This window comes from Paraburkholderia sp. A1RI-2L (assembly GCF_048957375.1).
In the GTDB taxonomy this organism is placed as follows: Bacteria; Pseudomonadota; Gammaproteobacteria; order Burkholderiales; family Burkholderiaceae; genus Paraburkholderia.
This window is the reverse complement of record NZ_JARBTA010000001.1, coordinates 136,098-148,982: the sequence shown is the minus strand read 5'-3', so window position 1 is coordinate 148,982 and position 12,885 is coordinate 136,098. Positions and strand designations below refer to the sequence as shown.

Sequence of the window (12,885 nt, the reverse complement as noted above, 5' to 3'; positions counted from 1 at the left end):
TAGGGCGCACGTGCCGGAGCACGACGCCGGAACGTCGCGCGCGAGGCCCGCGCGGGCAGAGCAGCCGCGGCGGTTGGGCAAACATGACCATCTGCACATCTTCTTTCATCCGGACTATGACCGTCGGCCCTGGCATCGCACCAGATCTGCTGACCCCGCGCGAAAGGCTTCGCGCAGGCGCTCGCGGGCTCGTCGGCCTTGCCTTGCGGCGCGGCCGGCATACCGCCGGTGGGGAATTTCACCCCGCCCTGAAGACGCACTGATTGCCGGTTGAACCGGCTGGCAAAGGATACCGCAGAGTGCGCCGTTGTGCAGCGCAGTAAAAACCAGTAGACGTAGCGGCCGTGGGCGATCCGCACGGAAATCGGCGATGGGCTGATCAGCGCATGAGGCTATAATGGCGGATTGCGCTGAAAGCACCTGAAAGCCCGATTTGCACCGCGAACTGGCGGCAAAAATACGCAAAAGGATGAAAATCAGCACGTAAATCGGCACGCGAATCGCGCTCGCCGAGGTGCGCCATGGCCAAGGTGGCCCGGCCACCTGTTTCAGCCCTCTTTTATCACCGTAGTCCCGAAGTGCACGAGTGCATCAACCGGACGACGCCCCCAGGTAAACCACTGCGAACGGCGACCCCGATGACCAAGAAAGTTTATGTAAAGACCTTTGGCTGCCAGATGAACGAGTACGACTCCGACAAAATGGTCGACGTGCTCGGCGCCGCTGAAGGCCTCGTCAAAACCGACACGCCCGAAGACGCGGACGTGATTCTCTTCAACACCTGCTCGGTGCGCGAGAAAGCCCAGGAGAAGGTGTTCTCCGACCTCGGCCGCGTGCGCGAGCTGAAGGAAGCGAACCCGAACCTGCTGATCGGCGTGGGCGGCTGTGTGGCGAGCCAGGAAGGCGCGGCCATCGTGCAACGCGCGCCGTACGTGGACCTCGTGTTCGGCCCGCAAACCCTGCACCGCCTGCCGCAGATGATCGACGCGCGCCGCGCTTCGGGCCGCGCGCAGGTCGACATCACGTTCCCCGAAATCGAGAAGTTCGATCATCTGCCGCCCGCACGCGTGGAAGGCCCGAGCGCGTTCGTCTCGATCATGGAAGGCTGCTCGAAGTACTGCAGCTACTGCGTCGTGCCGTACACGCGCGGCGAGGAAGTCTCGCGCCCGCTCGACGACGTGCTCACCGAAATCGCCGGCCTCGCCGACCAGGGCGTGCGCGAAGTCACACTGCTTGGCCAGAACGTCAACGCTTACCGCGGTGCACTCACGCAAGGCGCGCACGACATCGCCGACTTCGCCACGCTGATCGAATATGTCGCCGACATTCCCGGCATCGAGCGCATCCGCTACACCACTTCGCACCCGAAGGAATTCACGCAGCGCCTGATCGACGCTTACGCGAAGGTGCCCAAGCTCGTGAGCCATCTGCATCTGCCGGTGCAGCACGGCTCGGACCGCGTGCTCATGGCGATGAAACGCGGCTACACCGTGCTCGAATACAAGTCGGTGATCCGCAAGCTGCGCGCGATTCGCCCGGACCTGTCGCTCTCCACGGACATCATCGTGGGCTTCCCCGGCGAGACCGAAGAGGACTTCGAGAAGACCATGGCGCTCGTCGAGGAGATGAAGTACGACACGAGCTTCTCGTTCATCTACAGCCCGCGCCCGGGCACGCCCGCTGCGAATCTGCACGACGACACGCCGCGCGAAGTCAAGTTGAAGCGCCTCCAGCATCTGCAAGCCACGATCGAAGAGAACGTGCAGCGCATCAGCCAGTCGATGGTCGGCCGGGTCGAGCGCATTCTCGTGGAAGGCCCGTCGCGCAAGGACCCGAGCGAACTTTCGGGCCGCACCGAGAACAACCGCGTCGTCAACTTCCCGGCGCCGCTCGCTTCGCACGCGCGCCTGATCGGCCAGATGATCGACGTGAAGATCAACCACGCCTACCCGCACTCGCTGCGCGGCGAACTCGTGCTCGCGCACGAAGACACTTCGGCACTCCCGCATTGAGCGGCGCCTGAACGGAGTTCACTGATACCTTGAAGCCCAATCAGCAGCATCTGGAATTCAACGCGCCGCGCGACGACAATGCGCGGCTCGCGAACCTCTGCGGCCCGCTCGACGAAAACTTGCGGCAGATCGAGCAGGCACTCGACGTAACCCTCGCGCGGCGCGGCCATCGCATCTCGATTCGCGGCCGCGGCGCGAAACTCGCGCTCGCCGCGCTCGAAAACTTCTACAACCAGGCGCGCGATCCGCTTTCGGTCGACGACATCCAGCTCGCGCTGGTCGAGGCGCGGCATCCGGGCAATCCCGCCAACGATCCGCGCGCGAGCGGCAACGGCGGCGTGCGTGGAAACAGCGGCGGCAGCAATGGCGGCAACAACGGCGCCGATGCCGCCGAGATCGACCCGCGGGACGTACGATTTCGCGGCGACCCCGACCACCCGTTCGACGAGCCCGCACGCGAAGGCGTCGACGTAGAAGAACTCGGCCCGAAGCTCTATACGCGCCGCGCCGACCTGCGCGGCCGCACGCCCGCGCAGCGCGAGTACCTCAAGCAGATCATCTCGCACGACGTGACCTTCGGCGTCGGGCCTGCGGGCACGGGCAAGACCTATCTCGCGGTGGCCTGCGCCGTGGACGCGCTCGAGCGCGACCAGGTCAAGCGCATCGTGCTCACGCGCCCCGCCGTGGAAGCGGGCGAGCGCCTCGGCTTCCTGCCCGGCGATCTCGCGCAGAAGGTGGACCCGTATCTGCGCCCGCTGTACGACGCGCTCTACGACCTGCTCGGCTTCGACAAGACCGCGAAAATGTTCGAGCGCCAGATGATCGAAATCGCGCCGCTCGCGTACATGCGCGGACGCACGCTCAATCACGCGTTCATCATCCTCGACGAGGCCCAGAACACCACGCCCGAGCAGATGAAGATGTTCCTGACGCGTATCGGCTTCGGCTCGAAGGCCGTCGTGACCGGCGACACCACCCAGGTGGACCTGCCGCGCGGCCACAAGAGCGGGCTGATCGAAGCGCAGCAGGTGCTCGACAACGTGCGCGGCATCGCGCTCACGCGCTTCACGAGCGCGGACGTCGTGCGCCATCCGCTCGTCGCGCGTATCGTCGAGGCATACGACGCGCATTCGAAAAAGGATGAAAGCGGCGGCGACGCGCGCTAAGGCATGAGATCGAGCCCAGATTGGAGCCCGAATTTGAATCGCCACGAATCACGCACATGGCCCGCGCACCGAAACTCAAACTGAACGTGCAGTTCCCCGCCGCGAAGGCGTTTCCCGAGCACAAGGCCTCGCTGCCACGGGCCACCGTGGCGGCGTGGATAAAGGCCGCGCTATTCGCCGATGCCGAACTGACCGTGCGCTTCGTCGACGCCGAAGAAGGCCGCACGCTCAATCGCACGTACCGCGGCAAGGACTACGCGACCAACGTCCTCACGTTCGCCTACGCCGAAAGCGAGAACGACCCGGTGACGGGCGACCTGATCCTCTGCTGCCCGGTAGTGGAGAAGGAAGCCGCCGAACAGGGCAAGCCGCTCTCGTCGCACTACGCGCACCTGCTCGTGCACGGCACGCTGCACGCGCAAGGCTACGATCACGAGGACGACGCCGAAGCCGAGGAGATGGAGGGCATCGAAACCGAGGTGCTCAACTCGCTCGGCTTTCCCGACCCGTACAAGTAAGGCCACACGGCCCCCTTCCGGCCCGAGCCCGTCAGACATGAACGACAAGCGCGCGAACGATTCCAGTGTTGTTGCCGAACCGCTGGTGAATGACGCGCCCGCCAGCGGCATGCCCAGGCCCTGTCCTGGCTATCCGCCATCGCTCGGCGAGTCGCGCCTGCTCAGCGAAGACGAACTGCGCGCATCGCTCGACCACACGCTTGAGCCATGGGACCGCACGAGCGACATCTGGCTGTTCGGCTATGGCTCGCTGATCTGGAACCCGGGCCTGCCGACCGTCGAGAACGTGCGCTCGCGCGTGCATGGCTACCATCGCGGCCTGTATCTTTGGTCGCGCGTGAATCGCGGCACGCCCGAGCAGCCGGGCCTCGTGCTCGCACTCGATCGTGGCGGCTCGTGCGCCGGCGTGGCGTTCCGCCTGGCCGCCGATGGCGTCATGCCGCATCTGGAAGCACTGTGGCGCCGCGAAATGCCGATGGGTTCGTACCGGCCCGCCTGGCTGCCCTGCTCGCTCGTCGATGGCCGGCGCGTCGCGGCGCTCGCTTTCGTGATGCGCCGCGACGTGCCCACCTACACGGGCAAGCTCGGTGAAGACACGGTGCGCCAGGTGTTCGGCTGCGCATCGGGCCGCTACGGCACGACGCTCGACTACGTGCGCCGCACCGTCGAGGCCCTGCGCGAGAGCGGCATGCCCGACCGGGCGCTGGAGCGGTTGCTCGCGCGCTGCGCGTGAGCACCAGGCCCGGTTCAGCGCAGCAAGCTCAATCGCTGCCGTACTTCGGCGAATGCGGGCCGTAGAGGATCCCGTTCGGCTGCCCCGCGGACAACAGCCTCTGGCTCGTCAAACCCGCCACCTCCTGGCTCTCGTCGGCGAGCGAATGCGCCACCTGCTTGACCGCCGCCTGCACCATCATGCCGATAATGCTGCCGCTACCGAAGTCCACGTTGCCGAGTTCCTTGCCGTTGGCCGTCGCGCTGCCCTGCCAGAGCACATCGCCCGTATCGAGGCTGACGAGCTTCGCGGTCGCCGAGACGGACGTATTGCTGTCAACCACCCGATAGACGGAGCCGTACTGCGTGACCTTCGTGTAGAGCACGGCATCGGCGCCGAAGATTTCATGCAGTTTCTTCGGCGACGTAGCCTGCATCTCCACGGGCAACGCAATGCCGTTCTGGCGGAAGGTCTCCGCCACTTCGGCCACGGGCAGAACGTAGTAGCCGGATTCCGCGAGCGGCATTGTCATCTGCGACAGCATGCCGTTGGTGGCATTCACATCGACGGTTTCGTTCAGCGGCGGCAGCACCAGAATCGAGCGCGGCTTTGCGCTCTTGAACGCGGTGTAGTCGTAGCCGGCGGTTTGCTTCTGCGGCCCCACGCACGCGGCGAGCAGCGCGGAAGCCGCGAGCACCGGCAGGCATTTCAGTATCGAAAATTTGAGCATGATGGCGTGCCTACTTCGAGAGGTTCTTCAACAAAAAGTCCATGTATGCGGACGACTCAGGGAAGGCCTCCTTCTCGGCATGCAGTTCCTGCTGCGCCTGCTGGCCCTTGCCGACACTCGCGTAAAGCGAGCCGAGGTGGGCATGAAAACCGGGGGGCGGCCGGTTGCCCTTGGCGCGGATCTGTTGAAGCGCCTGTTCGAGCGCAGTGATCTGCTCTTCCGGGCTCGTCTGCCCTTTCAGGTACGCGTAGACCTGCGGCTGATAGGCGTCCCATTGATAGAGCGTGGGTTGCGTGCGCGTCGCACAGCCGGCGAGCAGCGCGCCGGCAACGGCCAAGGCAACGCCAAGCGGCGCAGCGGTGGACCGCCGTGTAGTGTGGGTTTGGGTCATAGGTCTGAGTCTTCTGTTCAAACAGGATGGATTCGCGCAGCCGTCACTTCACGGCGGGCAGCCCAGCGGTTGCGAGCGCGCCTGCATCGACGCGTTCCGCGAGGCGATTGACGGCCTCCTGAATCGCCAGGTCGAGCACCTTGCCATTGAGTGTCGAGTCATACCCCGCCGTGCCGCCAAAGCCGATCACCTCGCGGTTCGACAGGCTGTATTCGCCCGCGCCCTGCGCCGACAGCACGACCTCCGACGTGACCGTATCGACCACATTGAGGCTCACCTTCGCGTAAGCCACCTGACTCTTGCCGCGCCCGAGGATGCCAAATAGCTGCTGGTCGCCGACTTCCTTACGGCCGAACTCCGTCACGTCGCCGGTGAGGATGTAGCGCGCGCCCCTGAGCGCCTGTGCCTGCTTCGTGAAGCCGGCCTCCTGGCGAATCTCGTCGAGGTTGTCTCGGTCGAGCACATTGAAGCGCCCGCTCTGCTGGAGCGCCGTGATCAGAATGGTTTTGGCCTGACCGCCCAGACGGTCGATCCCGTCCGTGAAAATGCCGCGCATGTAGCTCGAGCGGTTGTCGAACTTGCCGACGGCGACCGCCACCGGCTTGCCGGCGTATGGCGTGCGCGCCACCGCCACTTCCGGAACCGGCAGCGTGCGCGACGCTTCAGTCGCGCAACCTGCCAGAACAATGAACAAAGACGGCACGAGCCATGCCGCACACCGCGTTGCGCGCTGCTTCGATAACACCTGCAAGATAGGTCTCCTTACGCACCTGGACCGGACCTCGTGCCCGGCCAACGACGCGCGGAACCATGGGGGGTTCCGCGTGAAGGTCCGAATTAGAGCAAGGTCGCTGAAAGGAAAATGTCAAACAATCCAGCGCAGGTGACACCCATCAAACCCAGGACAAAAATCATCCAAATCTGAAACCCGAAAATTCGCGAGATATGGCGGGCGCATCGGGCAAACTCATCGACGCCCCCTGCCGCATGCCGTGCGTCCCCCCGGGCACCTCGCATCTGCGTTAGGATGGATCACGGGCATGCCCTACACGGGCGCGCCACACGCATGCTGTATCCTTTCCTATCCGCAACAGCGCGCCCAGCCATCAAGAGGCCCAGGGCGCACCACCATGAACGACTCTTATCCCAGTCGACGACAAACCGGCAAACCCCAGGAAAAGCGCTCCCTGCTCGAGCGGCTGACCGACTTCATCTCGCCCGAGCCCGACTCGCGCAGCGAGCTTCTCGAAATCCTCCAGGACGCGCACGCGCGCAATCTGATCGACGCCGATTCGCTTTCGATGATCGAAGGCGTATTCCAGGTGTCCGAGCTCTGCGCGCGCGACATCATGGTTCCGCGCGCCCAGATGGATGCGATCAACATCGCCGATAGTCCCGACGAATTCATCCCCTTCGTGCTGGACAAGGCGCATTCTCGCTATCCCGTCTACGAAGGCAACCGCGACAACGTGATCGGCGTGCTGCTCGCGAAAGACCTGCTGCGCTACTACGCCGAGGAAGAATTCGACGTGCGCGGCATGCTGCGCCCGGCCGTGTTCATCCCCGAGTCCAAACGCCTGAACGTGCTGCTGCACGACTTTCGCCAGAACCGCAATCACATCGCCATCGTCGTGGACGAATACGGCGGCGTGGCCGGCCTCATCACGATCGAGGACGTGCTCGAGCAGATCGTCGGCGACATCGAGGACGAATACGACTTCGACGAGGAAAGCGGCAACATCATCGCCTCGCCCGATGGGCGTTTCCGCGTGCGCGCGCTCACCGAGATCGAGCAGTTCAACGAAACGTTCGGCACCCATTTCTCGGACGACGAAGTCGACACCATCGGCGGATTCGTTACGAATCACTTCGGACACGTGCCGCATCGCGGCGAAAAGGTCCGCATCGACGACCTGATCTTCGAGGTGCTGCGCGCCGACGCGCGCCAGTTGCACATGCTGCTGGTGCGCCGCGATCCGCTCGCCGGCCAGCGTGAAGCCGCGTTGCAGCCGCAGGGCACCTGACGCCCTGCGCCCGCGCGCGCTTTGAACGACGCCGGCCTGCGGGCCGGCGTCGTGCTTTTCAAGCCGGCGGAGTGCGATCGCGCCCCCAAACGTCACCTCAAACTCGCCCCGGCGCCACACAATGCCGACGCGTGAAAATGCTATCGTTGCGCTCGCTGCGCACACGGCGTGTGCAGCGAACGTTTTGCAACCCGCGCCTCGCGCGCCCCTGCAGTCGGACTGCAGCGCCCAAGCACACCCATGGCTGAACCGATCGATTCCCGCACGCGCGACGGCGCGCGCGCCGCAGACACACCTTCCGCCGCGCGCCGCGCGCTGCCGGCCTGGCACTGCGTGGCCGCTGCCGGGCTGGGCGCGCTCAACACGCTTTCGTTCGCGCCCACACCGCACGGCGGCTGGCTCGAAATCGCGATCTTCGCGGGCTTTTACTTCTGGCTCACGCGCACCACGGGCTGGAAAAGCGCGCTCTTCACCGGCTGGGCGTTCGGCTTCGGCAACTTCGTGACCGGCGTCTGGTGGCTGTATGTGAGCATGCACTTCTATGGCGGCATGCCCGCCGCGCTCGCCGGCGCGGCGCTTGTGCTGTTCTCGCTCTACCTCGGTCTCTATCCGGCGCTCGCCGCGCTGGTCTGGTCGTTTTGCGCGGGACACGCACGCAACGGGCGCACCCTGCCGTTTTCGCCGACATGGCATGGCGCCTTTGCCTTCGCGAGCGCGTGGGCGCTGGGCGAATCGGCCCGCGGCTACGTCTTCACCGGCTTTCCGTGGCTTTCGAGCGGCTACGCGCAGGTGGACGGGCCGCTGGCCGGGTTCGCGCCGATCGTCGGCGTCTATGGCGTGGGCTGGGTGCTCGCGCTCGTCGCGGCGCTCCTCGTCCAGGCACTGGTGCACGTGCGCAAGGCGGGATCCGACGCGATTGGCGGGCCTGCGCGCGGCGGCACTACCGGCTCCATCGGCTCCATCGGCTCCTCCAGCTCCATCGGCGCGGCGGCCACGCCGGCCATGATGGCTGTAGCCGTGACCGGCGTTGGCCTGCTGCTCCCGCTCGTCAACTGGACGCACCCCGAAAACACCCCGCTGAACGTGCGCCTGCTGCAAGGCAATGTGAAGCAGGAGATGAAGTTTTCCGAATCCGGCCTCGAAGAATCGCTCGCCGAATTCCAGCGGCTCATCACCGAAAAGCCCGCCGATCTCGTCATCACGCCCGAGACCGCGATTCCGATACTGCTGCAGGAAATGCCCGAAAAATTCGGCCGCGATATCCGCGCGTTCGCCGACAGCACCCACACCGCCATCCTGTTCGGCGCCGTGGGCGGCACGATCACGCCGGACCGGCGCGTAGTCGACTACACCAACAGCCTGTTCGGCATCACGCCCGGCCAGAACGGCTTGTATCGCTACGACAAGCACCACCTCGTGCCCTTCGGCGAATTCGTGCCGTGGGGCTTCCGCTGGTTCGTGAACCTCATGAACATCCCGCTCGGCGACTTCGCGCGCGGCGCCCCCGTGCAGCCGCCGTTCCTCGTGCATAACCAGCCCGTCGCCGTCGACATCTGCTACGAGGACATCTTCGGCGAGGAAATCGCGCGCACCGTGCGCGAGAATCCGACCTCGCCGGGCATCCTCATCAACTCGACGAACCTCGCGTGGTTCGGCGACACCATCGCGCTCGACCAGCATCTGCAGATCGCGCGCATGCGCTCGCTCGAAACCGGCCGGCCGATGCTGCGCGCGACCAATACGGGCGCCACTGCCGCCATCGACGCGCACGGCAACGTGATCGCGCGCCTGCCCGCCTTCACCGTGGGCTCTCTCGACTTGCGCGTGGAAGGCACCCAGGGCTTCACGCCCTACGTGAGGAGCGGCAACAACACGGTGATCGCCGTGTCTCTCGTGTTGCTGGCACTCGGCTTCGCATTCGGGCCCACCCGCCCCGGTCGCAAGAAGGCTTGATGCGCCAAAATATGCCCGGAATGTGCCTGGTCCCCGCGCGCCGGTCTCAACGCTGCGCCAATCCGGTAAAATTCAAGGTTTTAGCACCGGGCCGCCCCTCCTGACCGGGGGCCGGGACCGCAGCACGCAAGGAACGCCCGCCACGCGCGAAACAGCCGGCTACACCCGGCCGCGCGTGGCGGCCCTTGCCGCCGCAGCCCACGCCGTTCGCCCTAAAAGACACTGCAGGCACACATGCTCACGTTTCAGCAAATCATCCTGACGCTCCAGTCTTACTGGGACAAGCAGGGCTGCGCGCTGCTCCAGCCGATCGACATGGAAGTCGGCGCCGGCACCTCGCACGTCCACACCTTCCTGCGCGCAATCGGCCCCGAGCCGTGGCGCGCGGCCTACGTGCAGCCGTCGCGCCGCCCGAAGGACGGCCGCTACGGCGAGAACCCGAACCGCCTGCAGCACTACTACCAGTACCAGGTGGTGCTCAAGCCCGCGCCGGAAAACATCCTCGACCTGTACCTCGGCTCGCTCGAAGCACTCGGCTTCGACCTGAAGCAGAACGACGTGCGCTTCGTCGAGGACGACTGGGAGAACCCCACGCTCGGCGCATGGGGCCTCGGCTGGGAAGTCTGGCTCAACGGCATGGAAGTCACCCAGTTCACGTACTTCCAGCAAGTGGGCGGCATCGACTGCAAGCCGGTGCTCGGCGAAATCACCTACGGGCTCGAGCGTCTCGCGATGTACCTGCAAAAGGTCGAGAACGTCTACGACCTGATCTGGACCGAGTGGGAAGAAGAGGGCCCCAACGGCCCCGAGCTGCGCCGCCTCACTTACGGCGACGTCTACCACCAGAACGAAGTCGAGCAATCCACGTACAACTTCGAGCACGCGAACGTCGACCTGCTGTTCACGTTCTTCAACGCCTACGAAAGCGAAGCCAAGCGCATGATCGAGCTCCAGCTCGCGCTACCCGCCTACGAACTCGTGCTCAAGGCCGGCCACACGTTCAACCTGCTCGACGCGCGCGGCGCGATCTCCGTGACGGAGCGCGCAGCGTATATCGGCCGCATTCGCGCGCTCTCGCGCAGCGTCGCGCAGTCGTACTACGAATCGCGCGAGAAGCTCGGCTTCCCGATGCTCGGCAATCCGGTGCACGGCGTGCCGGGCCTGACCACCGACGAACAGGACGCCGCGATGCCCGCCTGGGCGCCGCCGCTGAAGGTCGAACGCAAGTTCGACGAGGCATGAAGGGATCTCCAGAACAATGACGCAAGCTCATCACGCCACACTCCTCGTCGAACTGCTGACCGAGGAACTGCCGCCGAAGGCCCTCGCGCGCCTCGGCGACGCATTCGCCGAAGGCATCGCACAGCGCCTCGCCGCACGCGACCTGATCGAAGGCGACCTCTCATTCGAGCGCTACGCCACGCCGCGCCGTCTCGCCGTGACGATCAGAAACGTGCGCAATGTCGCGCCCGAAAAACAGGTGCGCGAAAAAGTGCTGCCCGTTTCGGTCGCGCTCGACGCCAACGGCCAGCCCACCGCGCCACTCGCGAAGAAGCTCGCGGCGCTCGGCTTTGCCGACTTCCCGGTGAGCGACCTCGAACGCGCGAGCGACGGCAAGAACGAAGCGTTCTTCCTGCGCTACTCGGCGCCGGGCGCCACGCTCGCCGACGGCCTGCAGGCCGTACTCGACGAAACGCTCGGCAAGCTGCCCATCCCGAAGGTCATGACGTACCAGCGCCCCGACGGCAGCAACGTGCAGTTCGTGCGTCCGGTGCACCGCCTCACGGCGCTGCACGGCGAGCAAATCGTGCCAGTCACCGCATTCGGCATCGACGCGGGCGACACCACGCGCGGCCACCGCTTCCTCTCGCACGGCAACGTCGCCATCACGCGCGCCGACGACTACGCACACACGCTGCAGCACAAGGGCCGCGTGATCGCGAGCTACGCCGACCGCCGCGAAGCCATCCGCGAACAACTCATCGAACAAGCCGGCGACGACAAGGTCGTCATGCCCGAAGCGCTGCTCGACGAAGTGAATTCGCTCGTCGAATGGCCCGTCGTGTACGCGTGCAAGTTCGAGGACGAATTCCTGCAAGTGCCGCAGGAATGTCTGATCCTCACGATGCAGACGAACCAGAAGTACTTCGCGCTCACCGATGCCGCAGGCCGCCTGCGCTCGCGCTTCCTGATCGTCTCGAACATCGAGACCGAAACGCCGGGCGAAATCGTCGAAGGCAACGAGCGCGTCGTGCGCCCGCGCCTCGCCGACGCCAAGTTCTTCTTCGAGCAGGACAAGAAGAAGCCGCTGGCCGAGCGCGTGCCGCTGCTTGCGAACGTGGTCTATCACAACAAGCTCGGCTCGCAGCTCAAGCGCGTGGAGCGCCTCGAAGCGCTCGCGGGCGCCATCGCCGACATGTGCGACGCCGATGTCGCGCTCGCCAAGCGTGGCGCGCGCCTCGCCAAGGCCGACCTGCTGACCGACATGGTGGGCGAGTTCCCCGAGCTGCAAGGCACGATGGGCACCTACTACGCGCGCCACGACGGTGAGCCCGAAGAAGTGGCGCTCGCGTGCTCCGAGCACTACCAGCCGCGCTTCTCCGGCGACGCATTGCCGGGCACGGCCACGGGTACCTTCGTCGCGCTCGCGGACAAGCTCGAGACGCTCGTCGGCATCTGGGGCATCGGCCTTGCGCCGACCGGCGAAAAAGATCCGTTCGCGCTGCGCCGCCACGCGCTGGGCGTGCTGCGCATCCTCGTCGAGAAGCAACTGCCGTTGGATCTCGTCGAACTGCTGCGCACGACTTACGCGCAATTTGCGGGCATCGAAGCGGTAACGGAATCGACGCAAGCGATCTACGAATTCAGCATGGACCGCCTGCGCGGCATGCTGCGCGAACGCGGCTACGCGGCGCAGGAAATCGACGCGGTGCTCGCGATGAACCCCACGCGCCTCGACGACATCGTCGCGCGCCTCGACGCCGTGCGCGAATTCGCGGCGCTCGAGGAAGCCGCGTCGCTCGCGGCGGCCAACAAGCGCATCTCGAACATCCTCAAGAAGTCCGACGGTGTCGAGGACGCAGGCGTGCAGAGCGCGCTTTTCGTGGAAGGCGCGGAGAAGGCACTGTTCGCGCAGCTCGAACAGGTCGCGCCGCGCGTGCAGACGCAACTGGCCGCGCGCGAGTACACGGGCGCGCTCACGGCGCTTGCAGCACTGCGCGAAACCGTCGACACGTTCTTTAACGACGTGATGGTGAATGCCGAAGACCCCGCGCTGCGTGCAAACCGCCTCGCGCTGCTCAAGGCATTGCATCGCCAGATGAACAGCGTTGCCGACATCTCGCGCCTTGCGGCGTGATGGCGTCGTGACACTCTACTG

Annotated in this window: 11 protein-coding genes and 1 riboswitch; of the genes, 8 read left to right on the top strand and 3 right to left on the bottom strand. The window is 65.5% G+C overall.

Annotation, left to right across the window (positions count from 1 at the left end):
• Nucleotides 1-93: 93 nt before the first annotated feature.
• A riboswitch (FMN riboswitch) is annotated at nt 94-260 on the bottom strand.
• 378 nt (nt 261-638) lie between these two features.
• From miaB to PWP93_RS00625, 4 genes are all read left to right on the top strand, one after another.
• The gene (gene miaB / locus PWP93_RS00640) at nt 639-2,012 is read left to right on the top strand and encodes a tRNA (N6-isopentenyl adenosine(37)-C2)-methylthiotransferase MiaB (RefSeq protein WP_238462600.1); all 1,374 of its coding nucleotides are present in this window, start codon (nt 639-641) and stop codon (nt 2,010-2,012) included.
• 29 nt (nt 2,013-2,041) lie between these two features.
• The gene (locus tag PWP93_RS00635; RefSeq protein WP_421043104.1) at nt 2,042-3,178 is read left to right on the top strand and encodes a PhoH family protein; all 1,137 of its coding nucleotides are present in this window, start codon (nt 2,042-2,044) and stop codon (nt 3,176-3,178) included.
• Nucleotides 3,179-3,234: 56 nt separating this feature from the next.
• Nucleotides 3,235-3,696: an rRNA maturation RNase YbeY gene (gene ybeY, locus PWP93_RS00630; RefSeq protein WP_421043103.1), complete on the top strand. Its 462-nt coding sequence runs from the start codon at nt 3,235-3,237 to the stop codon at nt 3,694-3,696.
• A gap of 109 nt (nt 3,697-3,805) precedes the next feature.
• Complete coding sequence (locus PWP93_RS00625; RefSeq protein WP_421025267.1) at nt 3,806-4,429, top strand: gamma-glutamylcyclotransferase; 624 nt, start codon at nt 3,806-3,808, stop codon at nt 4,427-4,429.
• A gap of 28 nt (nt 4,430-4,457) precedes the next feature.
• Here the strand turns inward: PWP93_RS00625 and PWP93_RS00620 are convergent, their stop codons facing one another.
• The 3 genes from PWP93_RS00620 to PWP93_RS00610 are packed head-to-tail and all read right to left on the bottom strand — an operon-like array spanning nt 4,458 to nt 6,232.
• Nucleotides 4,458-5,138 carry a DUF799 domain-containing protein gene (locus tag PWP93_RS00620; RefSeq protein ID WP_421043102.1) on the bottom strand — a complete coding sequence of 227 codons (681 nt, stop codon included), beginning with the start codon at nt 5,136-5,138 and terminating at the stop codon, nt 4,458-4,460.
• Between the two features lie 10 nt (nt 5,139-5,148).
• On the bottom strand, nt 5,149-5,529 hold the full coding sequence (locus PWP93_RS00615) for a DUF4810 domain-containing protein (RefSeq protein WP_421043101.1): 381 nt from the start codon (nt 5,527-5,529) through the stop codon (nt 5,149-5,151).
• A 43-nt stretch (nt 5,530-5,572) separates the two neighbouring features.
• Nucleotides 5,573-6,232 carry a CsgG/HfaB family protein gene (locus PWP93_RS00610; RefSeq protein ID WP_421025268.1) on the bottom strand — a complete coding sequence of 220 codons (660 nt, stop codon included), beginning with the start codon at nt 6,230-6,232 and terminating at the stop codon, nt 5,573-5,575.
• 427 nt (nt 6,233-6,659) lie between these two features.
• Here PWP93_RS00610 and PWP93_RS00605 point away from each other — a divergent pair, with 427 nt between their 5' ends.
• The 4 genes from PWP93_RS00605 (at nt 6,660) to glyS (ending at nt 12,864) form a co-directional block, all read left to right on the top strand.
• Nucleotides 6,660-7,553: an HlyC/CorC family transporter gene (locus tag PWP93_RS00605; RefSeq protein ID WP_421024719.1), complete on the top strand. Its 894-nt coding sequence runs from the start codon at nt 6,660-6,662 to the stop codon at nt 7,551-7,553.
• A gap of 240 nt (nt 7,554-7,793) precedes the next feature.
• Nucleotides 7,794-9,506 (top strand): apolipoprotein N-acyltransferase, encoded by a 1,713-nt coding sequence (lnt, locus tag PWP93_RS00600; RefSeq protein ID WP_421043100.1) that lies wholly within the window; start codon nt 7,794-7,796, stop codon nt 9,504-9,506.
• A gap of 234 nt (nt 9,507-9,740) precedes the next feature.
• Nucleotides 9,741-10,748, top strand: a complete 1,008-nt coding sequence (gene glyQ, locus PWP93_RS00595) for a glycine--tRNA ligase subunit alpha (RefSeq protein ID WP_084225857.1) — start codon at nt 9,741-9,743, stop codon at nt 10,746-10,748.
• Nucleotides 10,749-10,764: 16 nt separating this feature from the next.
• On the top strand, nt 10,765-12,864 hold the full coding sequence (gene glyS / locus PWP93_RS00590; protein WP_421043099.1) for a glycine--tRNA ligase subunit beta: 2,100 nt from the start codon (nt 10,765-10,767) through the stop codon (nt 12,862-12,864).
• Nucleotides 12,865-12,885 lie beyond the last annotated feature (21 nt).